Raw genomic sequence first — 23,241 nt, forward strand, 5'->3', positions numbered from 1 at the left:
CGGTCCAGGCCACGGCCGGCCTTCTCCGGGTCATCGCCCAAGCCCCCCGGGGTGCTGTGGTCCTTCCCGGGCTGGACACCGACGATCTCTCGCCCGAGGCGACGGGTCTGGAGGTGGACGACCAGCATCCGCAGGCCGCTCTGTACGAACTCCTGAACAGCTCCGGTGTTGCCCGCAAGGACGTCCTCGTTTGGGGGCCCTTCGGCGGCGACAACCCGCAAGGGGCCGACCGTCGCAAGCTCATCAGCCTCGCCCTTCGTCCGGCGGCGCGCACCTCAGACTGGCTGGCGACCGTCGCCGACAAGAACGGCACTGGCGTCAGGACCATCACCCGGGGGCTGGAAGGCCTGACGGTGATCTCCTCCCGGGACGAGGAGGCCTGCGCCCTCACCGCCGCCCTGCTGCTCCGCGAGACCCTGGAGACCCCAGGACGGACCGCTGCCCTGGTGACCCCGGACCAGGACCTGGCCCGCAGGGTCTGCGCGCGCCTCGCCCGCTGGGGCGTGACGGCGGACGCCTCGGCAGGAGAGCCCCTGGCAGGCCGGCCCTGCGCCGTCCTCGCCAGCCTTGCAGCCCGGGCCCTGGCGGACCCTGCCCTGCCGTCGGTCCTGCTGGGCCTGCTCAAGCACCCCCTCGTCACGCTTCAGAGGGACCCGGAAGCCCTAGCGGCGGCCCGGGACGACCTGGAACGGAGCGCCCTGCGCCGGACGCGGTCCGAGACCCTGGACGAACTGAGGCGTCGCGGAGAGACGGCGCGCGAGCCTGCTGGACCTGAGGCCCTGCAGCTCCTGGAGGCCTATGCCGCCGCCCTGGCGGAACCCGATGGGCCTGGCCCGGACTCCCGGCACGCCGGCGACTGGGCCCTCCGCCTGACCCAGGTCCTGGAAGCCCTGTGCACCCCGGCAGACGGAAGCGCCGGTGCCCTCTGGGCTGGCCCCGACGGTGAGGCCATGGCCCGGCTCCTGGCCCAGCTGGTCGAGGACGGCGCCGTGACGCCGGAACTGACCGTCGCGGGCTTCATCGAACTTTTCGAGGCCCTGGTCGCGGGCGAGAGCGTGCGGTCCGCCCGGGCCAGCCACCCGAGGCTCCGCATACTGGGCGCCATGGAGGCGCGGATGGCCCGGGCCGACCGGGTGATCCTGGCCGGGCTTGAGGAAGGTGTCTGGCCCCAGGCGGCCGGGGTGGACCCCTTCCTGTCCAGGACCATGCGCACGGCCCTGGGACTCCCGGCACCCGAACGGCGGATCGCCCTGTCGGCCCACGACTTCGCCCAATCGGCCTGCGCACCCGAGGTGTTCCTGCTGAACACCCGGCGGCGGCGCGGCGCGCCCGTCCTGGAGTCCCGCTGGCTCTGGCGGCTGCGGACCCTGGCCCGGGGCGCCGGCGCGACCCTGGCCGGGCGCCCGGACCTGATGGATCTCGCAGAGGCCCTCGACGCGCCCGGCCCCTTTGCGCCGGCCCTGCGTCCCGCGCCCTGCCCGCCCTTGGAGGCCCGGCCTCGCAGGCTGGCGGTGACCCGTGTGGAGGCCCTGGTCCGAGACCCCTACCAGGTCTGGGCCCGGGACATTCTTCGCCTCTACCCCATGGACCGGCCGGATACGTCGGTAGACGTCCGCATCCGAGGCACGGCGATCCACTCGGCCCTCGAAACCTTCGTCGAGACCTACCCGGTAGACCTGCCTGGCGACGCCGCCGACGTCCTCGACCACCTCTATATCGAGGCGCTCAGGGCGGCGGGGATGGACGCCATCGGCCTGGCGCGGGAGCAGGCCCTGGGCCGGGAGATTGCCGCCTGGATGGTGGACCAGGAACGCCAGCGGCGCAGCGACGGGCGGCGGATCGTGGTCGAGCAGGCGGGCCAGCTGACCTTCGCGACCCGGGCAGGCAACTTCGTCCTCACCGCCAAGGCCGACCGGCTGGAGATCGGCCCCGGACAGATCGCCCGCATACTCGACTACAAGACCGGCGCACCGCCCTCCATCGACACCGTCAAGACCGGGTTCTCCCCCCAGCTGACCCTGACCGGCGCCATCCTCGAGGCCGACGGCTTTCCCGGGTTACAGGGCCTGAGGGTGGAGGAGCTGTCCTACGTGCGGATCACCGGACGCCGGCCGGCCGGCGAGATCCGCAGCGCCATCGACACGTCGATGACCGCCACACAGGCCTCGGCGGCGGCCCTCGACGGCCTCAAGGCGCGGATCGAGGCCTTTGACGACCCCGCTCGCCCCTATACCTCCCGGGTCGCACCGGCCAAGGTGAAGCTCTACGCGAGCGACTATGATCACCTGGCCCGGGTACGGGAATGGTCCTCCATCGGCGAGGGAGAGGACACATGACCCCCTCCGAGGTCGACGACCCCCAGGCCCTCGCCGCCGACCCCTTCCTGTCGGCCTTCGTCACTGCCAATGCGGGCTCGGGCAAGACCAAGACCCTGATCGACCGGGTCGCCCGCCTGCTGCTGGCCGGGGCCGAGCCCGACCAGATCCTCTGCGTGACCTACACCCGGGCCGCAGCGGCGGAGATGCAGGACCGGCTGTTCAGGCTCCTGGGCGACTGGTCGGTGATGCCGGACAAGGATCTCGGCATGGCCCTTGGTGCGCTGGAGGGCCGCCCCCCCGCCGCCTACAAGCCCGACGCGCTCTCGAAGGCCAGGGCCCTCTTCGCCCAGGCCCTGGAGACGCCAGGGGGCCTGCGCATCCAGACCCTTCATGCCTTCTGCGAGAAGCTGCTGCGCCGGTTTCCCCTCGAGGCCGGGGTATCCCCAGGCTTCGAGGTGCTCGATGACCTCGGCGCGGCGGACCTGGCGCGCAGGGCCCACGCCGGGATCGCGCGCCACGCCCTTGGGGGCGACGGCCGGATCGCCCAGGCCTACGCCCGGCTTTCGGTGGACCTGGACCACCGGCGGTTCCTCGGCCTTTTCGACGAGTTCGCGCGGCTGTCCACGGACCTCGGACGATGGTTCGAGGAAGCCGCCACCGGGGGCGGGGTGGAGGCCGCGGTCTGGACGGCGCTGACGGGCGCGCCGGAACCGCTCGAGCCTGCGCAGGCGGAGGCCGACCTGGTCGATGTCTCGCAGGGACTCGCCCCCGGGGACTGGCTGCGGATCTCCGAGATCCTCGTGGCCTCTTCGGGGAAGACCGAGAAGGGCCGCGGTGAGGCCCTGCAGGCCAGCCAGGGCCGCCCGACCTACGAACAGGTGCGGCCGATGCTCCTGACGAAGACCTGGACGGTCGCCACCTGGTTCGCAAGCTCACCCCGCCTGAAGCCCCTCCCGGACATCGTCGGCCTGCTCGACGGAGAGGCGAACCGCCTGCTCGGGCTGGAGATGCGCCGGCGCATGGCCGTGGCGGGGCAGAGGACCCTCGACATCCTCGTCCTCGCCCAGGCCTACCTGACCGCCTACGAGACCGAGAAGACCCTGTCGGGGAAGCTGGACTTCAGCGACCTGGTGGGCCGGACCGTCGCCCTGACCCAGACCGCGCCCATGGCCGCCTGGGTGCTGTACAAGCTGGACCAGAGGCTGGCCCATATCCTCGTGGATGAGGCGCAGGACACCGCGCCGGACCAGTGGGGAATCCTCAGGGGCCTGACGGGCGACTTCTTCTCCGGCGCTGGCCAGGCCTTAAGGGGGAACGGCCCGGGCCGGTCCTTCTTCGTGGTCGGTGACGTCAAGCAGTCGATCTATTCCTTCCAGGGTGCCTCACCCGAGAACCTGGGCATCGAGTACGCCCATCACAGCCAGGCTGCTGCCGCCGTGGGCGCCCGCTTCGAGCGCATCGACCTGACCCGGTCCTGGCGGTCCGTGCCGCAGGTCCTGACCTTCGTGGATGCGGTCTTCGCCGGGGACGAGAAGGCCCAGGCCCTGGTCAGCGCCGAGGGCGAGACGCCGCCGGTCATCCGCCATGAGGCCGGGCGCAGGGATCCCGGGTGCGTGGACCTCTGGGACCTCGTGCCCCCCGCCGAGAAGGAGACGCGGGACGCCTGGGAGGACCCGCCCGACGCCCTGGGAACCGACTCCAGCCCACGGATCCTGGCCCGGCGCATGGTCGGCGAGATCCGGCGGATCGTGAGCCAGGGCGAGTCCATCGGCGACAAGAAGACGAAGGGACGAAGGCCCGCGTCCTGGGGCGACATCCTGATCCTGGTCCGCCGGCGCGGCACCCTCTTCGACGAGATCCTGCGCGAGCTGAAGCGGAGCGGCGTGCCCGTGGGCGGGGCCGACCGGCTGAAGCTGTCAGAGCACATCCTGTTCGAGGACCTGAGGGCCCTGGTCCGCTTCGCCCTCTTCCCGGGCGACGACCTGACCCTCGCCGCCCTCCTGCGCAGCCCGTTCTGCGATGTCACTGACGAAAGCCTGTTCGACCTGGCGCGGGACCGCCCCGATCCGACGCTCTGGGACACCCTGAAGCGGCGTGCCGGAGACGGCCGGAGCGACTGGGCCCAGGCCGCTGACTTCCTGGGGCAGGTGGCCAGGACCGGGGTGGGCCACACGCCTTACGACTTCATCGTCGGGATTCTGGAATCCCCCGGTCCCTGCGGGCGCTCCCAGCGACAGAGGCTCCTGACCCGCCTGGGCCGGGAGGCCGAGGAGGCCCTCGGGGTGTTCCTGGAGAAGACCCTGGAGCTGGAACGGGCCGGGTCCCGGCACCTGGAGAGCTATGCCGCCGACCTGGACCGGCTGGATGTCGACGTGGCCCGGGAGATGGACGCCGCCGGGGCGGACGAGGTGCGGATCATGACCGCCCACGGCGCCAAGGGGCTTGAAGCCCCGATCGTCATCCTGCCCGACATGACCTTCGCGGATCCCGGGCGGTCGGGCCTGGTCCGGACCGGGGACGGAACCTTCCTCTGGCTGGGGTCACGTGACGAGGACTGCCAGGCCCAGGCCAGGGCCCGGGAGGACCGCGGGCGCGAGTCGGGCCGCGAGCTCAGCCGCCTGCTCTATGTGGGGCTGACCCGCGCGCGAGACCGCCTGATCCTCTGCGGAACCCTGCCGGGCAACCGGAGTGAAGAGAACCTGAAGGGGTGGTGGAGCGCCGTCTCCGAGGCCTTTGCCGACCGGCTGGGCGACGGGGTTCGGCGGATCGATCGCGACGACTTCAGCTTCCGGCGTTTTGGCGCAGACCCGGAGGTCCTGGGACCCGCCAGCGCCGGGGTGGCAGCGGTCGCCGCGACGGTCCCGTCCTGGCTGGGGCAGGTTGCCCAGGCCGAACCCCTCAGCCGCCTCGCCTCGCCCTCAGACCTTGGCGACTCGGCGCCGGTGGCTGCCCTTTCACCCCTCGCTGGCCTGGGAGGACTGGGCCGGCTCCGCCGCGGCGAGCTTATCCACCGCCTCCTGCAGATCCTGCCGGACCTGGACTCCGCGTCCTGGGACCGGGCAGCGCGTAGGCTTCTGGAGAAGGAGGCCGGCCTGACCGCTGACCAGGTTTCAGAGATGACGGCGGCGGCCCTCGGCGTCCTGCAACACCCCGAGTTCGCCTTCCTGTTCGGTCCGGGATCCCGGGCCGAAGCGGGGATCGTCGGAGGGGCGGCGGCCTTCCCGGAAGGCCTGCGCATCTCCGGACGCATCGACCGCCTGGTGGTGCGGGACGACGAGGTCCTGTTCGCCGACTTCAAGACCAACCGGCCGGCACCGGCCCGCATCGAGGATGCCAACCCGGCCTACCTTCGCCAGTTGGCCATGTACTGGGCGGTGTTGGGCGACCTCTACCCGGGGCGAAAGATTCGCGCGGCCCTGGTCTGGACCGACGGCCCGCGTCTGACGCCCGCGCCAGAGCCGCTGCTGCGGTCGGCGCTCGAGGCCCTGCGAGAGGGGTTTCGATAGGGGCGTTTGATTGGGGGAGTTGATCGGACACCCCCGCTGGCCCTATCTAGGGGTAACGTCCGGAGGTTCCGGACCCCCAATCGAGGAGCCGCCCATGGGCACCGTCGCCGTCACTGACCAGTCCTTCGAAGCCGACGTCCTGAAGTCGGGCAAGCCCGTCCTGGTGGATTTCTGGGCGGAGTGGTGCGGGCCCTGCAAGCAGATCGCCCCGGCCCTCGAGCAGATCGCCTTGGAACTTGGCGAGCATGTCACGGTCGTCAAGCTGAATATCGAGGACTCCCCGGAAACGCCCGGCCGTTACGGCGTGCGGGGCATCCCGACCATGATGCTCTTCAAGGACGGCCAGATGACCGCCATGAAGGTCGGCGCCATGCCCAAGCAGAAGATCGTCGACTGGCTGACCGAGTCCGGCGTCGGCTGAGCCCGACGCCCCCTCAGGTCGGCCAGGTTTCCGGGCTGAGGGCCAGCACCTCGCCAGCGAAGTGAAGGCCGCCGCAGATCACGATCCGGGGCGGAGGCCCCTTCACATCCAGGGCCAGGGCGACGGCGGCCGAGACATCTGGCGCCGTTGAAGCCTCAAGACCCTGCGCGCGGGCCGCCTCCGCCAGGACGTCCGGCGACAGGGCCGAGGCGGACTCGAAGGTCGTGGCGACCACCTGCGGACCCAGGCCCGCGAATGCAGCGAAGAAGCCACGGGGATCCTTGCGGGAGAACTGCCCGGTCACCAGAACCAGGGGCCGGGGATCCCGCGCCCCCATCTCCTCACAGGTCCGCGCCAGGGCAGCGGCACCGTGAGGATTGTGGGCCCCGTCCAGCCAGAGGTCCGATCCCCTGGCCGCAGCCAGCCCGCCCAGGGGTCCTGTGGTGAGTCTCTGGAACCGGCCGGGCCAGACCGCCTCCTGGGCGCCCCTTGCAAGGGCGGCCTCGTCAATGCGCGGGTCGCCGAGAGCCAGGAGGGCGAGGGCGGCGAGGCCGGCGTTCTCGAACTGGTGGAGGCCGGGCAGGGACGGCGGCGGAAGATCGAGAAGCCGGTCCGGGGCCTGGACCACCAGCCGGCCCCTTTCCCGCCAGATATCCGCGTCCCGGCCGACCAGGGTCAGGGGTGCGCCCCGGGCCTCGGCTTCGGCCTCGATCACCGCCAGGGCCTCTTCATGCTGGCGAGCGGAGACCACGGGCCGGCCCGGCTTGATGATGCCCGCCTTCTCCCAGGCGATCTTCGACAATTCGGGACCCAGCATCTCCAGGTGGTCGTAGTCGACCGGCGTGATCACCGACACGGCGGGGGCGTCAAAGATGTTGGTGGCGTCAAACCGCCCGCCCAGGCCGACCTCGATCACGCAGAGGTCGGCGGGGGTGTCTGCAAAGGCCTGCAGGGCCAGGACCGTCGTGATCTCGAAGAAGCTGATGGGCTGACCGGCATTGACCGCCTCGAGCTGGTCCGTGAGGGCGTTAAGGGCCTCGTCCGTGATCAGTCGCCCGGCCACCCGGATGCGTTCGGCGAACCTCACCAGATGGGGCGATGTGAGGACGTGGACCTTCAGCCCCGCCGCCTCGGCCATGGCCCTCAGGAAGGCGGTGGTGGAGCCCTTGCCGTTGGTGCCCGCGACGTGGATCACAGGAGGCAGGCGTAGGTCGGGCCGGCCAAGGGCCTCCAGAAGGCGCTCGACCCGTCCGGTTGTCAGGTCGATGAGGGACGGGTGGCTCGCCCGGAGGCGCTGGATGACGGCGTCAGAAGCCCGGATCGGATCGTACATGGTCCCGGCTCGACGATCAGGCAGCGCGGGCGCGGGCGCGGCCCAGCATCAGGGTCCCGAGCACCGAGGCGAGGATGTCCGGCAGTTCAGAGCGCGCCGCCACCAGGTCGACCATGCCCCGTTCCATCAGGAACTCAGCCCTCTGGAAGCCGGCGGGCAGGACCTCGCGAATGGTCTGCTCAATGACCCGGCGGCCAGAGAAGGCGATCATGGCGTTGGGCTCGGCAATGTGGATATCGCCCAGCATGGCGTAGGAGGCCGAGACCCCGCCGGTTGTCGGGTCGGTCAGCACTACGACATAGGGCAGGCCAGCGGCCTTGACCTCGTTGAGGGCCAGGGTGGTCCGGGCCATCTGCATCAGGGACAGGGTCCCCTCCTGCATGCGGGCACCCCCGGAGGCGGTGAAGATGACCAGGGGAACCTTGCGACGCACGGCTTCCTCGGCGGCCTTGATGAAGGCCTCGCCGGCGCCCATGCCCAGGGACCCGCCCATGAAGTTGAAGTCCTGGACGATGACCACCGCCGCCTGGCCCCGGATGTTTCCGAAGGCGACGGCCATGGAGTCCTGCTCGCCGGTCGCCTTGCGCGCCGCCTTAAGACGGTCGGCATAGGGCTTGTCGTCCGGGAACTTCAGGGGATCATCGACCACGACCGGCGAAGGGATACGCTCGAATCGTCCGTCGTCGAAGGTGTAGCGCAGGCGCTGGGCGGCGCCGATGCGCATGTGGCTGCCCGAGGGCGTGACCCACATGGCCGCCTCGAGGTCGGGCCGGTACAGCATCTCGCCCGTATCCGGGCACTTGACCCAGAGGTTCTCGGGGGTCTCGCGCCTGGCCACCAGGTTGCGGACGCCGGGGGCGATCTTGGCAAGCCAGCCGCCACGCTCCCGGGGGGGCTGGGGCGGCTTCCCGGATTTATCGTCGGTCTCGTCCGCCATCGCCATTCTGCGCCTAAGCTCCGACACCCGACGTCCTTGCCGCCCGGACAGACTTAGCCAGACCCGCCACTTTTGTAAGCACCCGGTCGGTCACGTCTTCGTTTGCAGCCAGGGCGGCGGCCACCTCGTCCACCAGGGCTGAGCCGACCACAACGGCGTCGGCGACCCGGGCCACCTCGGCCGCCCTCGCCTCGGTCCGGACGCCGAAGCCCACGGCCACCGGAAGCCCGGAGGCGGCGCGGACCCGGGCGACATTGGGCGCCACGGCGCCGGCGTCGGCCTCCTTCACGCCGGTGACCCCGGCGACGGAGACGTAATAGACGAAGCCCGAGGTCCGCCGGACCACCACAGGCAACCGCCGGTCGTCCGTCGTGGGTGTGGCGAGCCGGATCAGGGATAGATCCTGGGCGTCCAGGGCGTCGGCGAGGGGATCGGCCTCCTCAGGCGGAATGTCGACCACGATCAGGCCGTCCACGCCCGCAGCCGCAGCGTCACGGGCAAAGGCCACATAGCCCGGGGTCTCGAGGGGATTGGCATAGCCCATCAGGATGACCGGTGTTTCGGAGTCCGAGCGGCGGAAGGCAGCGACAAGGTCCAGGGTCTTCTGCAGGGTCATGCCCCGGGCCAGGGCCCGCTGGGCTGCGCGCTGGATCGGCGGGCCCTCCGCCAAAGGATCGGAGAAGGGAAAGCCCACCTCAATCAGGTCAGCCCCGGCGGCGGGAAGCCCCTTGAGGATGGCCAGGGCGGTCTCCGGGTCCGGATCTCCCGCCATCACGTAGGGGATGAAGCCGGCACGGCCCTCCTGGTGGAGGCGGGCGAAGCGGGCGTCGATCCGGGCGCGGCTCAAATCGAGAGTCCCAGGGCCTGGGCCACGGTCGCCACATCCTTGTCGCCCCGGCCGGACAGGTTGACCACCACGATCCCGTCGGGGCCGACCTCGGCGCAGATCTGCGGCAGGCGGGCCAGGGCGTGGCTGGTCTCGAGGGCCGGAATGATCCCCTCCAGCTCTGCGCAGAGCCGGAAGGCCTCGAGGGCCTCGCGGTCGGTGCAGGTCAGGTATTCCGTCCGGCCGACATCGTGCAGGAAGGCATGTTCGGGACCGATCCCGGGATAGTCCAGGCCCGCAGAAATCGAGTGCGCCTCGGTGATCTGGCCCACCTCATCCTGGATCAGGTAGGTACGGTTGCCATGGAGGACGCCAGGCCGGCCGCCATTGATGGCCGCCGCATGGCGCTTGGTGTCCATGCCATCGCCGGAGGCCTCGACCCCGATCAGGCGCACGCCCTCGTCGTTGAGGAAGGGATGGAAGGTACCGATGGCGTTCGATCCCCCGCCCACGCAGGCGACCACGGCGTCGGGGAGCCGGCCCTCGGCCTCGAGGATCTGCGCCCTGGCTTCCCGGCCCATGACCGCCTGGAACTCGCGGACCATCTCCGGATAGGGATGCGGGCCCGCTGCCGAGCCGATCAGGTAGTAGGTGTCATCGACATTGGTGACCCAGTCCCGAAGCGCCTCATTCATGGCGTCCTTCAGGGTCGAGGAGCCCGAGGTCACCGGCTCGACCCGGGCGCCCAGGAGGTTCATCCGGAAGACGTTGGGCTTTTGGCGCTCGACGTCCACAGCCCCCATGTAGACCACGCAGGGCAGGCCGAAGCGGGCGCAGACCGTGGCCGTGGCCACTCCGTGCTGGCCGGCCCCGGTCTCGGCGATGATCCGGGTCTTGCCCATGCGCATGGCCAGGAGGATCTGGCCCATGCAGTTGTTGATCTTGTGCGCACCCGTGTGGTTGAGCTCTTCGCGCTTGAGATAGATCTTCGCCCCCCCGAACTTCTGGGTCAGGCGCTCGGCGAAGTACATGGGGCTCGGCCGGCCGACATAGTGCTTGAGATAGCCATCCAGCTCGGCGTGGAAGGCTGGATCGGCCATGGCAAGCCGGAAAGCCGCCTCAAGCTCATGCACCAGGGGCATGAGGGTTTCGGGCACGTAGCGGCCGCCATAATCGCCGAACCGGCCGGAGGCGTCAGGATAGGCGGAATAGTCGTTGGGCGTAGTGATCTGGTTCACGTGGGGCCTATTGTCTGGCTCGGCGGACAGCGTCGAGGAAGGCCGAGATCAATGACGCGTCCTTTAATCCGGGACCGCGCTCCACGCCAGAGGAAACGTCCGCCATGGGGGCCCCGGAAGTCGCCAGGCCCTCGGCCACATTCCAGGGATCGAGACCCCCCGCGAGGAACCAGGGACGGGGGGTGCGAAAGTCCCTGGTGATAGACCAGTCGAAGGCCTGGCCCAGCCCCCCGGTCATTCCGGCACCCTCCGGCGGGCGGGCGTCTAGCAGAAGGTGGTCGGCGACATCGGACCAGGGCCCGGCGGCCGCAAGGTCGGCGGTGGAACCCACCGGCAGGGCGCGAATCAGCCCCACTCCGGTGCGGCGGGAGACCTCGGCTCCCCGGGCCGGCGATTCCTTGCCATGCAGCTGGATGAGGTCCGGGCGTAGGATCCGGGCGATCCTGTCCAGGACCTCGTCGCCGGCGTCTACCGTGATGGCGCAGATCCGCACGCCAGCCGCCCGGGCCGGCTCGGCGAGCCGGGCGGCCGCCTCGGGTTCGACGAATCGCGGGCTTGCCGGGAAGAAGTTGAAGCCGACGAATCCGGCGCCCGAGGCCACAGCGGCCTCGACGGTTTCCAGCGTGGACAGGCCGCAGATCTTGGCGGGAACGTGCATGGCCCGGATTAGGGCCATGCAGGCTCCAAGTTCAAGGCCTGAGGATCAGCGACCGGACTTCAGCAGGTCGCGGATCTCACCAAGGAGGGTTTCCTCGGCCGAAGGGGCCGGCGGCGGTGCCGCAGCCACCTGGGCCCGGCGCAGGGCGTTAACCCCCTTGACCATCACGAAGATCACCCAAGCGACGATCACGAACTGGATCAGGGTATTCAGGAAGGCACCGTACTGGATCGCTACCAACTCGTCGGCCGCAGTGGCAGGATCGTCTGCCTTGAGGACCCAGCTGAGGTGCGAGAAGTCCACGCCGCTGGTGAGGAGGCCGATGGGAGGCATGACCACCCCCTCGACGAGGGCCGTGACGATCTTTCCGAAGGCCCCGCCGATGATGACACCGACCGCGAGGTCGATGACGTTGCCGCGGGCGATGAATTCGCGAAACTCACTGAAGATGGACATGGGTTCCTCCCTTTGCTTGTCCTGGAGACGCCGGAGCGTCAGTCGTCGGCGTTGAGCCGGACCCTAAGTTCCTTGCCACTTTTGAAGAAGGGAACATGCTTGGCGCGGACGGAAACGGCCACGCCTGTCCGGGGGTTCCGGCCGGAGCGGGCGCCGCGGGACCGGACTGAGAAGGCGCCAAAGCCGCGAAGCTCGACCCGACCGTCATCCTCAAGGGCTTGGATCATCCGGTCGAGGATGACGGAAACGACCCGCTCGATGTCCTTCTGGGTAAGGTGCGGGTTTTCCTCGGCCAGCCTGGCGATGAGTTCGGACTTGATCATGCCCCTGGCCACCCCCGAAATCCGGCCGTTCGCGCGCGCCGTCAGGCCACCACTTCAGCGCATTTCCCTTTGGCGTCAAGCCCTTGGACGGGACCTACAGACAAAAGACCCCGCGCAAAAAAGAAAACGGCGGACCGGTATTCCGGTCCGCCGCATCCAGGACACCCTGACGCCGAAACGCCCGGCTGCCGCCTAGTCCTTTTGGGCCTTCTCGCGAAGGGCCGCGCCAAGGATGTCGCCCAGCGAGGCTCCCGAGTCCGAGGACCCGAACTTCTCGATGGCGGCCTTCTCCTCGACCATCTCCAGGGCCTTGATGGACAGGGAGATGCGCCGGGCGGCCTTGTCCACGAGGGTGACCTGGGCGTCGACGCGGTCACCGACGGCGAAGCGCTCGGGGCGCTGGTCAGCGCGGTCCCGCGAAAGGTCCGACTTGCGGATGAAGGCCGACATAGGCGCTTCGTCATCGCCGAAGCGGACCTCGATGCCACCCGAGGTGACCTCGGTGACGGTGACCGTCACGTTCTGGCCCTTGTGGAAGACATCGCCGGTCATCGGATCGCCCGAGAGCTGCTTGATGCCCAGGGAGATGCGCTCCTTCTCGACGTCGACGTCCAGGACCCGCGCCTTGACCATCTCGCCCTTGTGGTAGCGCGTAATGGCCTCCTCACCGGGCACGCTCCAGTCGATGTCAGATAGGTGGACCATGCCGTCGATGTCGTTCTCCAGGCCCAGGAAGAGGCCGAACTCGGTGGCGTTCTTGACTTCGCCCTCGACGGTGGAGCCCACCGGATGGGTGGCCACGAAGGCATCCCAGGGATTGTCCATGGCCTGCTTGAGGCCCAGCGACACGCGACGCTTGGAGGGATCCACGTCCAGGACGACCACGTCGACTTCCTGAGAAGTCGAGACGATCTTGCCGGGGTGGACGTTCTTCTTGGTCCAGGACATTTCCGAGACGTGCACCAGGCCCTCGACACCGGCCTCCAGCTCCACGAAGGCGCCGTAGTCGGTGATGTTGGTGATGCGGCCGGTGAAGCGGGCACCCACCGGGTACTTGGCCTCGACGCCGTCCCAGGGGTCGGACTGGAGCTGCTTCATGCCCAGGGAGATGCGCTGGGTGTCGGGGTTGATCTTGACGATCTGGACCCGGACCGTATCGCCCACAGCCAGTACCTGGCTGGGGTGGTTGACGCGCTTCCAGCTCATGTCGGTGACGTGCAGCAGGCCGTCGATCCCGCCCAGGTCCACGAAGGCGCCATAGTCGGTGATATTCTTGACCACGCCTTCGCGGATCTCGCCTTCCTGCAGCTGGCCGACGAGTTCGGTGCGCTGTTCGGCGCGGGCTTCCTCGAGGATGGCCCGGCGGGAGACGACGATGTTGCCGCGCGGCCGGTCCATCTTCAGGATGGCGAAGGGCTGTTCCTTGCCCATCAGCGGGCCGACGTCGCGCACCGGGCGGATGTCGACCTGCGAGCCCGGCAAGAAGGCCGAGGCGCCGCCGAGGTCAACGGTGAAGCCGCCCTTCACGCGGCCAACGATGGCGCCCATGACAGGCTCGTTGCGGGCGTGGACGCCCTCAAGCCGGGTCCAGGCTTCCTCGCGGCGGGCCTTCTCGCGGCTGATAACCGCCTCGCCCATGGCGTTCTCGACCCGCTCGAGGAAGACCTCGACCGTGTCGCCGACGGCCAGCTGAGGCTTGTCTTCCTCGCCGACGCTGAACTCCTTGATAGAGATGCGTCCCTCGGTCTTGAGGCCCACATCGATGATCGCGAAGTCCTTCTCGATGCCCACGACTATGCCCTTGACCACCTGGCCTTCCATGAAGTCGCGTCCACCCAGGGACTCGGTCAGGAGGGCCGCGAAGTCGTCGCGGGACGGGTTCAGGCCAGCATCATCAGCCATTTTGTACTTTCATCAGTCAATGTGACCCGGAAACTGTGCGCCCTTCAGGCGGACGGAGTCCCGGAGTCGGGTTGGAGTTGAAACCGAAGGCGCGAAGCTCGCGCCGGAAAATGCCCGCGGCTTGGGAGGGAAAGGCGCGATGGGATTTGCCGTCCGGATCATTCCCGACCGACGCGCGCCGCCTCGACAATGCGGCGGGCCGCATCGGTGGCGAGGTCTATAGTCATTTCAGAGGTATCCAGCAAGACGGCGTCGATCGCTCGGGCCAGAGGCGCGTCGGCCCGGCCGCCATCCCGGGCATCACGCCGGCGAATATCGGCCAGGACTTCCTCGAAGGTAACCGTCTCGCCCTGGGCGGCGAGCTGGCGACAGCGACGCTCGGCGCGGACCTCCGGACGGGCCGTCACGAACAATTTAGCCGGGGCCCAGGGGGCGATCACCGTGCCGATATCCCGGCCGTCGAGCACAGCGCCGCCTGGCCGACGCGCAAAACCGACCTGGGCGGCGTTCAGGGCTTGCCGGACGCCGGGGTGTACCGCCACCCGGCTGGCCAGTTCACCCGCCGCACGGGTGCGGAAGGCCGGATCGTCCAGGGCCAGGAGATCGATCTGACCGGCGATAGCCGCAGCCGCCTGGGGATCATCGGGATCAACCCCGGCCCGGGAGGCGGCCACGCCGACGGCCCGGTAAAGGAGGCCGGTGTCGAGGACCGGCAGGCCATAGACCTGGCCCAGCCAGGCAGCGACCGTCCCCTTGCCTGAGGCGGCCGGGCCATCGACGGCGATTACCAGGCTGGCGCTCATGCCGAGGCGATGTCGGCGCCGAGGCCGCCCATCATGTCGACGAAACCCGGGAAGCTGGTGGCAATCATTCCGGGCTCGTCCACCCGGACGGCGGCGTCCGAGGCCAGGCCCAGCACCAGGTGCGACATGGCGATGCGGTGGTCGCCCCGGGTCGTGACTGCGGCCCCGCCGACGGGGGGGCGGTTGGTGCCCGCTCCGGTGACGATCAGGCCCTCGGGCTCCTCCTCCACCACCAGGCCACAGGCCGCCAGGCCCGCCGCCATCAGGGCGATGCGATCGCTTTCTTTCACGCGCATCTCGCCAATGCCCCGCATGCGGGTGACGCCCTCGGCAAAGGCCGCAGCGACCGCCAGTATGGGATATTCGTCAATCATGGACGGCGCGCGATCCGCCGGGACGTCGACCCCCCTGAGGGCAGAGTACCGGGCGGTAATGTCGCCGACGGGCTCACCGCCCTCATCACGCACCGCCGACACCGACAGGTCGGCGCCCATTTCCTGCAGGGTCGCCAACAGTCCGTTGCGGAGGGGATTGAGAAGGACTCCCTCCACCGTCACCTCGGACCCGGGCGTGATCAGCGCCGCCACGAGAGGGAAGGCCGCCGAGGACGGGTCGCCCGGAACCCGGATCCGGGTTCCCGTGAGGCCCTGACCGCCGGGCAGGGTGATCCGCCGCCCCTCCGGAAGATCCTCGACAATCACCTCGGCCCCGAACCCCCGGAGCATGCGTTCGGTGTGGTCCCGGGTCGGCTCCGGCTCGATGACCACCGCACCGCCGACGGCGTGGAGACCCGCAAGGAGGACGGCGGACTTCACCTGGGCCGAGGGCTCGGGCAGGACGTATTCAATCCGCTTGAGGTGCCCGCCCCTCAGGGTCAGGGGCAGCCGGCCGCCCGACCGGTGCAGGAAGCGGGCACCCATCTCTGCCAGGGGTTTCATGACCCGGTTCATGGGCCGGCTCCGGAGCGAGGCGTCACCCGTGAAGGTCGCGGAAAGATCGAAGCCCGCGGCGGCGCCGAGGATCAGGCGAACGCCGGTTCCGGCATTGCCGCAGTCAATCACGTCGTCGGGCTCAGAGAATCCGCCCCGGCCCAGAATCCGCCAGCGGCCGCCCCCAAGGGCCTCCACCTCGGCGCCAAAGGCACGCATGGCGGCGGCAGAACGCAGGACGTCCTCGCCCTCGAGGAGCCCCTCCACCTCCGTCAGGCCCTCCGCCAGGGCACCAAAGATCAGCGCCCGGTGGGAAATCGACTTATCGCCCGGCGCACGGACCCGTCCGCGCAGGGGTCCGCTCCGCCGGGCGCTGAGGGCGGCGGTCTGGCCAGGGGAGGACATAGCGTGGATTGGCTCCGGGGCGGGTGAAGCGGGATAGGTGCGCCTGAAGGGCTTTGCTTTTGACAGTGGCGCCGCCGCATGGCAAGTGAGCCGGCTTCCATTCTCATCCTGACAAGAGGCCCGCCCCTTGGCCCTTCCCGAACTCGGCGCGAAGCAGATCTGCCCTAGCTGCCAGGCTAAATTCTACGATCTGACCCGCCGTCCGGCGCACTGCCCCAAGTGCAGCCACGAATTCGACCCCGACGAAGCGGTGCGTTCCCGCCGTGTCCGCGCCCGGGCAGCGCCGGCCGAGCGCGACATCGAGGACGACGCCGAAGACCAGGTCGTGGTGGCTGGACCCGAGGTCGAGGAGGATGAGGAGGACGAGGTCGTCACGCCCGCACTCGACGAGGCCGTGGACGACCCGGTCCTTGTGGTCGACGACGAGGATGGGGAGATCATCGCGCCGCCCGAGGACGAGCTGGTCGCCTTCCAGGAAGAAGACGAACTCGAAGAAGAGGAGGAGGACGGCGTCCCCTTCCTTGAAGACGAGGAAGACGAATTCGACGACGCCGAACTCGACGGTCTTCCCGGCGAGGGCGGTGCGGACGACTGACGCAGGGCTGCTACCGGTGACGGCGATTTTTCCCCTTAGCGGGCTTGATCGCCGCGATCCGCCGGACTAGGTTCCGCGCCTTCCCGGACGGGCCCCTCCCGCCCGTATGGGACCCGAGACCTCGGGGCTATAGCTCAGTTGGTAGAGCGCTTGAATGGCATTCAAGAGGTCAGCGGTTCGACTCCGCTTAGCTCCACCATGAAGGCCCGTCGGACACCCCGGCGGGCCTTCGCCATTTTGGGGTCAGGCCGGATAGGGGTCTTAGCCCAATCTCAGGCAGGACGCTTCAGGCTCAGGCAGGGGGCTTCAGGTCGGCCAGGCCCAGTTTCGCCAACCACATCAGGGCCCTGAGGCGCGGACGCCCGCCGCCGCCTGCGGCGGCCATCAGGTCGGAAACCGTTCGGGGCCCGGCCTGGGCCAGACGATGCAGATCCCGGATCATCTCGGGTGGTAGTCGGACGGGATCCAGCACGTAGGTGGTCATCCTCAGCCGGAGAAGGTCCTCCAGGGCGGCTTCCCGTCCGGACGGGGCACTGACGATCCAATCCGGTGCCAGTCGGCGGGTGGGGAAATGCCCGAAGAGCCGGGAGGGATCCGGCCTCAGGGGCCAGGGAATCTGGCCCCCGGTCGCGCTGGACCGAAGCCGGCCGAGTTCTCCGGCCAGGGCCTGGTAGCGGTGCAGGATCACTGGCCAGTCGAATTCTGCAAGGGCCCGGGCCCGACCCGACGCGCCCATCCGGGCGCGCTGGTCGGGGCTGTCGGCAAGCTCGCCGATCCGCCGGGACAGGACCTCCAGATCCGCCGCCGTGGCCATGCTGAACTGGCCGATGTAACGGTCATAGGTGTCCATCTGCAGGGCGTGTCTGAGGGCCAGGTCAATGGCGCCGCCCTCAGGAGCCCCGATCATCGGTATCCGGAAGCCGTCGAGACCCTCCCGTACCGTGTCGCGGTAACCATTCCAGTCCGAGACCAGAACCGGCAGACCCGAGGCCATGGCCTCCACTGGGGTGATGCCGAAGGTCTCCTGGATGTTGTCGGAGATCGAAACGAAGACATCGGCCGCGCACCAGGCCCGCCGGTAGTCCCCGGCGTCCCCGCCCTTGGCGTGGAGGAAGCGTACGGAGGGCGCCAGGGCCGACTGGGCGTCGCGGTAGGACTCCGCGATCGCTTCATTGTGGAATTGCCCGGCCTCTATGCAGACCAGCCGCCGCCCCGCCGCTGCCCGTTCCAGGGCCTGGTAGAGGGGGGCCGGGTTGGCCTTGGCGTGGAAGGACAGCCGTCCCGCGAAGAGGAAGGCGACGTCCCCTGGTGCAAGGCCAAGGTCCCGCCGGGCGGCTTCGATCTCCGACGCCGGCCGCGCCAGTGACGCCACATCGACCCCGAGGGGGATGACCGGAAGCTCGATCTCGGAGAAGCGGGTGGCGCCATAGTGCTCCGCCAGCCAGGCTCGGCGCTCAGCCATGAGGCTGCGCACCAGGGTGACGGCGGCCGTCGAGGTGCAGATCAGGGCATCCCAGGGCTGAAAGGGCGCTCCCGCCAGGTCACCTATACTGTCCATGGCACCCAGCGAGGACAGGGTGTGGGTCACCCCGAAAAGACTGTAGGCACCCGGCCCCTCCCGGTTGCGGTCATGCGCCATGGCCAGTGGGATCGGACCGGGATGGTAGACCGAGCCTGGAAATCCGGGGGGCGGGGCTGTCGAGCCCTGTTCGCGCCAGACAAGACGGCCCGCGAATCCCTCCTGTTGCAACTGGTCCATCATCGCCCGAGACACCCCACGGCCGAATCCGAAGACCTCGCCGTCCGACCAGCGCCGGGCGATGGCGCGGAACAGGGACTTGCCGACCGCCTGGCGGCCCATCAGCTTGGCGTCAGTGGAATAGCCGTCCCCCAAATAGTGGAGGGCGAAGGACATGGGGTCGGTCATGCCGAAGTGGTGCGACGGCAGGCGCTTCGGCGCAAGTCCGACCGAAGTCGGACCGGCGGATATTGAAAGCCGGGGACCCAAGCGCCACATGGGGAAGGTGGCGGGTCGGGCCGAAACCGGACGGGACGCCGCAGAGTCGCTTTGACTGAGGACTCCCATGACCAGGACCGTTCTGTTCGACAGCCCCTTCCTCCTCGGCTTCGAACATACTCGAAACCAGATCGAGAGGGCGGCGAAGGCCGCCTCCGAAGGCTATCCGCCTTACAATGTCGAGGATCTTGGCGGCGGCGCCCTCAGGATCACCCTCGCCGTGGCCGGGTTCACACCCGAGAGCCTGCAGATCACCCTGGAGGACCGCCAGCTGACCCTAGCCGGCCGCCGGGAGGACGCCCCCAAGGGCGACGCCTACCTGCACCGGGGGATCGCCGCCCGGAGCTTCATACGGAGTTTCGTCCTGGCGGACGGCGTCGAGGTGGACCGCGCGCTGCTGGAGCACGGCCTCCTGCATGTGGACCTCAGTCGTCCAGCGCCCGAGCCTCAGGTTCGCCGCATCCCCATCCAATCGGCAGGCTGACAGCAGCTGAAGGAGCCCATTCCATGACCCCCTACTCCAAGATTCGCGCCCTCCCCGGCCTGACCCCGGAAGCCTTCGCAGCCCTGGGAGCGCCTGACATGGTCTATGTCCGTCCGGTCCGGGCCGCCGAGATCCTCGCCAACACCGCGTCAGGCCGGATCGAGGGCATCGAGCTTCATCCGGACCAGGTGCTCTATGCGGTGCACAGGGCGAACGGCGAAAGACTGGCCATCCTGGGCGACAGGGACTCCGCCGTTGCGGCTGCGGTCGCACACGAACTGGCGCCGGTCTCCGTTCACTGAGGCCTGCTGACTCCTGGGAATCAGGCGGCGGTCGCCTCGCCCTGGGCCAATAGGAATCGGATCGCATCGGCGTCGGCTGCCCGCCTGAGCTGGTCGCGCAGGTCTTCCCGGCGCACCAGTCGGGAAATCCGGGCCAGGGCGCGCAAGTGCTCGACCCCGGAGTCCTCAGGCGACAGGAGGGCGAAAAAGAGATCCACCGGCTGGCCGTCAATGGCGCCGAAGGCGATGGGTTGATCAAGCCTGACCACCACCAAGCGGCTGTGCTCGAGTCCCGGGACCCGGGCGTGGGGGGCGGCGACCCCGCGGCCAAGACCGGTCGATCCTGACTGCTCCCGCTCCAGGAGGGCAGACAGCACCCCCACCGGATTGAGGCCGAAGTTCTGGGCGGCCTTGTCGGCGATCAGGTTCATCACCTGGCGGGGCGTCCGGGCACCGAAGCCAACGGCGACGCTGCTGGGCCCGATCAGATCGGCGATGGAGAGGCGGTCCGGCAAGGGTCACGCTCACTGAGGGAAGGCGTTCCCGCCAGGCACCTGAGGCCGACGGCACGCTCAGACTGGAACTTCGCCCGCAGCACCCTCTCGGGTCACCGACGTGCGCGCGGGATCTATCCAGCCGATGTTTCCATCGAGCCGGCGGTACACAACGGACAAACCGCCATGCGCGGCGTTCCTGAACACGATTGTCTGCTGGTCCGTCAAGTCCAGTTCCAAAACCGCCTGGGAAACCGTCAGGGTACGTAACGGCTTTTCAGTCTCCGCGATCACTAGGGCGGCGGGCGGCTCGGAGGCCGAAATCGGATCGATTCCGTCCTCCCAAGCCTCGTCATCGGCCTCTTCAGGCGATTTCAGGACAAAATAGGATGCCATTTCCGCCTGGCGCGCTGCAGATGAGGGGGCGTGGCTCTTCAGCCTTCGCTTGTAGCGTCGGACCCGGGTCTCGATCTTGTGAAGAGCGGCGCTGAACGCCGCATGGGCATCTGTCGCAAGGGCGTGGCTCGCAAGGGGATGGCCCGAGGCGAGCTGGACCGAGCAGTCCACGCGAAAGGCGTGGCCCTCGCGGCTGACCACCACGTCCGCGGAACCGCCGCGGTCGAAGATCTTGCCGATGGAGGCGTTGATTTCATCGACGACCCGCTCGCGCAGGGCCGATCCGACGTCGACATGCTTGCCGGTGACCTGGACTCTCATGGGCTCAGGGGGCGCTCTCGCCGCCCAGGAGTCAATCTCCGGATCAGCCCGCAGTGGCCATCATGCGCCGGCGGTCAGTAGACGAGGGAATTCTCATGGATTCTCGGTACTTGGCCACAGTCCGGCGGGCGATATCCACGCCCGAAACCTTGAGGATTTCGACGATCCGGTCGTCAGAGTGGACTTTGTCTCCGGGGCGTTCCGTGTCGATCAGCTGGCGAATCCGGTGCCGGACGCTTTCCGCCGAGTGCGCCTCTCCATCCCCCGTCGATGCGATGGAGGCGGTGAAGAAGAACTTGAGCTCGAAGACGCCCCTGGGGGTGGAGACGAACTTGTTCGACGTGACCCGGCTCACCGTCGATTCATGCATGCCGATGGCCTCTGCCACTGTCCGCAGGTTCAGGGGCCGAAGGTGGGAGACTCCGAAGGCGAGGAAACCATCCTGCTGACGAACAATCTCGGAGGCGACCTTCAGTATGGTCCGCGCCCTCTGGTCCAGGCACTTCAGGAGCCAGTTCGCCTGGGAGAAGCAGTCCGAGACGAAGACCTTCTCGGCGTCGGTCCGGGCGCCGGCGGACACCCGGGCGAAATACCGGCGGTCCACAAGGAGCCGCGGCAGGGTGTCGCTGTTCAGCTCCACGTTCCACAGGCCGCCAGGCCCCTCCCGGATGATGACGTCCGGTGTGACTGACGCCGTCGGCTCACCGCCGAACGCGGCGCCAGGCCTGGGCGTCAATCCCCTGACCTCGGCGATCATTTCACGAAGGTCCTCGTCATCGACGCCGCAGACACGCCGCAGAGCCGCCATGTCGCGCCGGGCAAGAAGGTCCAGGTTGTCCACCAGCGCCGCCATGGCGGGGTCAAGACGGTCCCGCTCGATCAGCTGGAGCCGGAGGCATTCGGCGACATCCCGGGCGAAGATTCCCGTAGGCTCGAAGCCCTGCAGGACGACCAGGACCGATTCGAGGAAGGGCGCGTCACAACCCAGGCGCTCGGCGGTCTCGACGAGATCGCACCTCAGGTACCCGCCCTCATCCACCGAATCGATCAGGACCCCGGCCGCCGCAAGGCGGGCACGGTCCAGGCCGCTGACCGAGAGCTGAGCGAACAGGTGGTCGCGCAGGGTGGCGACCCCGGACAGGCGCTGGGCGAGATCACCGTCGGACTCGAAGCCGCCGCCGCTGGTGCGGCTCCAGTCAATGGCTCCGCCGGCGTCCTCGCCAGCGGCCATGTCGCCGGTCGCCCTTTCCCCGGGGGAGGCCTCGGCCTCATGGCTGATGTCGAGCCTGGCTTCGGCGCCCGATTCGGGAATCCGGTCGGCGGCGAAGGTCGCTTCCGCGCCCGGATCGGGTGCCACAGCCTCAACATCGGGATCCCGGTCCTCGCGCGCCAGGAGGGGGTTGCGCTCAAGCTCGGCCTCGACAAAGGCATCGAGCTCGAGGCCGGATAGCTGCAGAAGCTTGATGGCCTGCTGCAGCTGGGGCGTTATGACCAGCCCCTGTCCCTGACGAACCTCTAAACGCGCGCCGAGCGCCAACTCCGCCTCCTTGGCCTGCTTCTTGCTTGCAGGTTAAGGAGGGAAGGCAACCGTTTGGTTAACGCCCGCTGATTTTTCCGGCGCCTTCCGGGGCGGGGAGCGCCTCCAGGAAGGCCCGGACATCCGCCGCGGAACGATCAGGGATCTGCTCCATCGGGACATGGCCAACCCCGGGATAGGTGATCAGTCGGGCGCCCGGGATCGACTCGGCCAGCAGCTTGCCCACGCCAACCGGGATGACCGTGTCGGCGTCCCCGTGGAGGACAAGGGTTGGCGTCCGGATCGCAACGAAGATCTTTGGCGAAATCTGCCCCGGAGGGCCGCCCCGGCCGGAGAGGATCATCTCCCGCCGCCCGGGCGCCCGGGAGAGCTCGGCGTAACGGTCAACCAGGGCGGGGGTCACAAGGCTCTCATCTACATAGGCCTGCTTCAGGCCGGTCTGGATGATCGGACGCAGGTTGACGGACTTCATCACCGCCCTTCCCGCGGGCGTGCCCATCAGCTTGAAGACGGCCGGCGGCCCCTCGCGGGGCGGCCCGCCTGGGCTCGTCTCGGGAGACGGCCCGACGGCGTCCACCAGGATCAGGCCGCGAAGCCGGTCCGGGTGCTTGAGGGCGAAGTTCCAGGATGCGCCGCCGCCCATGGAGTTTCCGGCGAGGACAAACGAGCCCAGGCCCAGCGAGCGGGTCAGGCCGTCAATGACCTCGACCTGTCCGTCTGTGGACATCTTGTAGTCCGGGGGCGTGACCGTCAGCCCGTGCGCGGGCAGGTCCAGGGTCACCACCCGGTAGGTGTCGCCCAGCCTGGCCACCCAGGGCTCCCAGGTGTCGAGGTTGGCGGCGAAGCCGTGGACCAGCACCAGGGGCGGCCCGTCCGGCCGGCCCTGGTCCCGGTAGTGGACGCTGACGCCGTTCTCCAGGGTCACGAACCGAGAGGCGGAATTCGCGTACTTCGCCTTGAGGGTCTCGTAGGGGATGTCCCGGGCGCATCCGGCCAGGGCGGTGGCCAGCAGGGCGGCCGCCAGGGCGACAAGGGATTTCAGGGGCATACGAATCTCCATC

General features: G+C 69.0%; 21 protein-coding genes and 1 tRNA gene. 7 read left to right on the plus strand and 15 right to left on the minus strand.

Features of this window, described 5'->3' with window-relative positions:
• The 3 genes from addB to trxA all read left to right on the plus strand — a co-directional run.
• On the plus strand, positions 1 to 2,336 hold a 2,336-nt coding region (gene addB, locus WCJ52_RS01115), incomplete at its 5' end, for a double-strand break repair protein AddB (protein WP_336901445.1).
• Positions 2,333 to 5,824 carry a double-strand break repair helicase AddA gene (gene addA, locus WCJ52_RS01120; RefSeq protein ID WP_336901446.1) on the plus strand — a complete coding sequence of 1,164 codons (3,492 nt, stop codon included), beginning with the start codon at positions 2,333 to 2,335 and terminating at the stop codon, positions 5,822 to 5,824. The genes addB and addA, both read left to right, overlap by 4 nt.
• A 94-nt stretch (positions 5,825 to 5,918) precedes the next feature.
• Positions 5,919 to 6,245, plus strand: coding sequence for a thioredoxin (trxA, locus tag WCJ52_RS01125; protein WP_336901447.1), 327 nt, complete (start codon positions 5,919 to 5,921; stop codon positions 6,243 to 6,245).
• A 13-nt stretch (positions 6,246 to 6,258) separates the two neighbouring features.
• Here the strand turns inward: trxA and WCJ52_RS01130 are convergent, their stop codons facing one another.
• The 10 genes from WCJ52_RS01130 to aroA all read right to left on the minus strand — a co-directional run bounded on the left by WCJ52_RS01130 (position 6,259) and on the right by aroA (position 16,055).
• The gene (locus WCJ52_RS01130; protein ID WP_336901448.1) at positions 6,259 to 7,578 is read right to left on the minus strand and encodes a folylpolyglutamate synthase/dihydrofolate synthase family protein; all 1,320 of its coding nucleotides are present in this window, start codon (positions 7,576 to 7,578) and stop codon (positions 6,259 to 6,261) included.
• A 16-nt stretch (positions 7,579 to 7,594) separates the two neighbouring features.
• Entirely contained in the window at positions 7,595 to 8,521 is a 927-nt protein-coding gene (accD, locus tag WCJ52_RS01135) for an acetyl-CoA carboxylase, carboxyltransferase subunit beta (protein WP_336901449.1), read from the minus strand.
• A 7-nt stretch (positions 8,522 to 8,528) separates the two neighbouring features.
• The gene (trpA, locus tag WCJ52_RS01140; protein WP_336901450.1) at positions 8,529 to 9,362 is read right to left on the minus strand and encodes a tryptophan synthase subunit alpha; all 834 of its coding nucleotides are present in this window, start codon (positions 9,360 to 9,362) and stop codon (positions 8,529 to 8,531) included.
• A complete protein-coding gene (gene trpB, locus WCJ52_RS01145; RefSeq protein WP_336901451.1) occupies positions 9,359 to 10,579 on the minus strand; it encodes a tryptophan synthase subunit beta in 1,221 nt (406 codons plus the stop codon). Before trpB ends, trpA begins: the two co-directional genes overlap by 4 nt.
• 7 nt (positions 10,580 to 10,586) lie before the next feature.
• Positions 10,587 to 11,255: a phosphoribosylanthranilate isomerase gene (locus tag WCJ52_RS01150; RefSeq protein ID WP_336901452.1), complete on the minus strand. Its 669-nt coding sequence runs from the start codon at positions 11,253 to 11,255 to the stop codon at positions 10,587 to 10,589.
• Between the two features lie 27 nt (positions 11,256 to 11,282).
• Positions 11,283 to 11,693 (minus strand): large-conductance mechanosensitive channel protein MscL, encoded by a 411-nt coding sequence (gene mscL, locus WCJ52_RS01155; protein WP_336901453.1) that lies wholly within the window; start codon positions 11,691 to 11,693, stop codon positions 11,283 to 11,285.
• Between the two features lie 38 nt (positions 11,694 to 11,731).
• Complete coding sequence (locus WCJ52_RS01160; RefSeq protein ID WP_336901454.1) at positions 11,732 to 12,016, minus strand: integration host factor subunit beta; 285 nt, start codon at positions 12,014 to 12,016, stop codon at positions 11,732 to 11,734.
• A gap of 192 nt (positions 12,017 to 12,208) precedes the next feature.
• Positions 12,209 to 13,918, minus strand: coding sequence for a 30S ribosomal protein S1 (gene rpsA / locus WCJ52_RS01165; RefSeq protein WP_336901455.1), 1,710 nt, complete (start codon positions 13,916 to 13,918; stop codon positions 12,209 to 12,211).
• 158 nt (positions 13,919 to 14,076) lie between these two features.
• Positions 14,077 to 14,721 (minus strand): (d)CMP kinase, encoded by a 645-nt coding sequence (gene cmk / locus WCJ52_RS01170; protein ID WP_336901456.1) that lies wholly within the window; start codon positions 14,719 to 14,721, stop codon positions 14,077 to 14,079.
• Positions 14,718 to 16,055 carry a 3-phosphoshikimate 1-carboxyvinyltransferase gene (gene aroA / locus WCJ52_RS01175; RefSeq protein ID WP_336901457.1) on the minus strand — a complete coding sequence of 446 codons (1,338 nt, stop codon included), beginning with the start codon at positions 16,053 to 16,055 and terminating at the stop codon, positions 14,718 to 14,720. The genes cmk and aroA overlap by 4 nt, the downstream gene beginning before the upstream one ends.
• Positions 16,056 to 16,182: 127 nt before the next feature.
• Between aroA and WCJ52_RS01180 the strand changes: the two genes are divergently transcribed.
• A complete protein-coding gene (locus tag WCJ52_RS01180; protein ID WP_336901458.1) occupies positions 16,183 to 16,650 on the plus strand; it encodes a TIGR02300 family protein in 468 nt (155 codons plus the stop codon).
• A 123-nt stretch (positions 16,651 to 16,773) separates the two neighbouring features.
• Positions 16,774 to 16,849, plus strand: a tRNA-Ala gene (locus tag WCJ52_RS01185).
• A 93-nt stretch (positions 16,850 to 16,942) separates the two neighbouring features.
• Here WCJ52_RS01185 and WCJ52_RS01190 read toward each other — a convergent pair.
• A complete protein-coding gene (locus tag WCJ52_RS01190) occupies positions 16,943 to 18,565 on the minus strand; it encodes a glycosyltransferase family 4 protein (protein WP_336901459.1) in 1,623 nt (540 codons plus the stop codon).
• Between the two features lie 169 nt (positions 18,566 to 18,734).
• On the opposite strand from WCJ52_RS01190, the gene WCJ52_RS01195 reads away from it, so the two are divergent.
• Both WCJ52_RS01195 and WCJ52_RS01200 read left to right on the plus strand, forming a co-directional pair.
• Complete coding sequence (locus WCJ52_RS01195; protein ID WP_336901460.1) at positions 18,735 to 19,151, plus strand: Hsp20 family protein; 417 nt, start codon at positions 18,735 to 18,737, stop codon at positions 19,149 to 19,151.
• A gap of 23 nt (positions 19,152 to 19,174) precedes the next feature.
• A complete protein-coding gene (locus tag WCJ52_RS01200; protein ID WP_336901461.1) occupies positions 19,175 to 19,453 on the plus strand; it encodes a DUF1150 family protein in 279 nt (92 codons plus the stop codon).
• A 20-nt stretch (positions 19,454 to 19,473) separates the two neighbouring features.
• Here the strand turns inward: WCJ52_RS01200 and WCJ52_RS01205 are convergent, their stop codons facing one another.
• The 4 genes from WCJ52_RS01205 to WCJ52_RS01220 are packed head-to-tail and all read right to left on the minus strand — an operon-like array spanning position 19,474 to position 23,228.
• The gene (locus WCJ52_RS01205; protein WP_336901462.1) at positions 19,474 to 19,947 is read right to left on the minus strand and encodes a PTS sugar transporter subunit IIA; all 474 of its coding nucleotides are present in this window, start codon (positions 19,945 to 19,947) and stop codon (positions 19,474 to 19,476) included.
• A 57-nt stretch (positions 19,948 to 20,004) separates the two neighbouring features.
• On the minus strand, positions 20,005 to 20,643 hold the full coding sequence (raiA, locus tag WCJ52_RS01210; RefSeq protein ID WP_336901463.1) for a ribosome-associated translation inhibitor RaiA: 639 nt from the start codon (positions 20,641 to 20,643) through the stop codon (positions 20,005 to 20,007).
• Between the two features lie 43 nt (positions 20,644 to 20,686).
• Positions 20,687 to 22,180, minus strand: a complete 1,494-nt coding sequence (rpoN, locus tag WCJ52_RS01215; RefSeq protein WP_336901464.1) for an RNA polymerase factor sigma-54 — start codon at positions 22,178 to 22,180, stop codon at positions 20,687 to 20,689.
• A 58-nt stretch (positions 22,181 to 22,238) separates the two neighbouring features.
• Entirely contained in the window at positions 22,239 to 23,228 is a 990-nt protein-coding gene (locus WCJ52_RS01220) for an alpha/beta hydrolase (protein ID WP_336901465.1), read from the minus strand.
• Between the last annotated feature and the right edge of the window lie 13 nt (positions 23,229 to 23,241).

This window comes from Phenylobacterium sp., from assembly GCF_037138395.1.
GTDB lineage: Bacteria > Pseudomonadota > Alphaproteobacteria > Caulobacterales > Caulobacteraceae > Phenylobacterium.

Excerpts from the sequence above, each read along its gene's own strand:
- addA (WP_336901446.1), top strand. The coding sequence starts at position 2,333 with ATGACCCCCTCCGAGGTCGACGACCCCCAGGCCCTCGCCGCCGACCCC.
- trxA (WP_336901447.1), top strand. The coding sequence starts at position 5,919 with ATGGGCACCGTCGCCGTCACTGACCAGTCCTTCGAAGCCGACGTCCTG.
- WCJ52_RS01130 (WP_336901448.1), bottom strand. The coding sequence starts at position 7,578 with ATGTACGATCCGATCCGGGCTTCTGACGCCGTCATCCAGCGCCTCCGG.
- accD (WP_336901449.1), bottom strand. The coding sequence starts at position 8,521 with ATGGCGATGGCGGACGAGACCGACGATAAATCCGGGAAGCCGCCCCAG.
- WCJ52_RS01150 (WP_336901452.1), bottom strand. The coding sequence starts at position 11,255 with ATGGCCCTAATCCGGGCCATGCACGTTCCCGCCAAGATCTGCGGCCTG.
- mscL (WP_336901453.1), bottom strand. The coding sequence starts at position 11,693 with ATGTCCATCTTCAGTGAGTTTCGCGAATTCATCGCCCGCGGCAACGTC.
- WCJ52_RS01160 (WP_336901454.1), bottom strand. The coding sequence starts at position 12,016 with ATGATCAAGTCCGAACTCATCGCCAGGCTGGCCGAGGAAAACCCGCAC.
- rpsA (WP_336901455.1), bottom strand. The coding sequence starts at position 13,918 with ATGGCTGATGATGCTGGCCTGAACCCGTCCCGCGACGACTTCGCGGCC.
- cmk (WP_336901456.1), bottom strand. The coding sequence starts at position 14,721 with ATGAGCGCCAGCCTGGTAATCGCCGTCGATGGCCCGGCCGCCTCAGGC.
- aroA (WP_336901457.1), bottom strand. The coding sequence starts at position 16,055 with ATGTCCTCCCCTGGCCAGACCGCCGCCCTCAGCGCCCGGCGGAGCGGA.
- WCJ52_RS01190 (WP_336901459.1), bottom strand. The coding sequence starts at position 18,565 with ATGTCCTTCGCCCTCCACTATTTGGGGGACGGCTATTCCACTGACGCC.
- WCJ52_RS01195 (WP_336901460.1), top strand. The coding sequence starts at position 18,735 with ATGACCAGGACCGTTCTGTTCGACAGCCCCTTCCTCCTCGGCTTCGAA.
- WCJ52_RS01200 (WP_336901461.1), top strand. The coding sequence starts at position 19,175 with ATGACCCCCTACTCCAAGATTCGCGCCCTCCCCGGCCTGACCCCGGAA.
- raiA (WP_336901463.1), bottom strand. The coding sequence starts at position 20,643 with ATGAGAGTCCAGGTCACCGGCAAGCATGTCGACGTCGGATCGGCCCTG.
- WCJ52_RS01220 (WP_336901465.1), bottom strand. The coding sequence starts at position 23,228 with ATGCCCCTGAAATCCCTTGTCGCCCTGGCGGCCGCCCTGCTGGCCACC.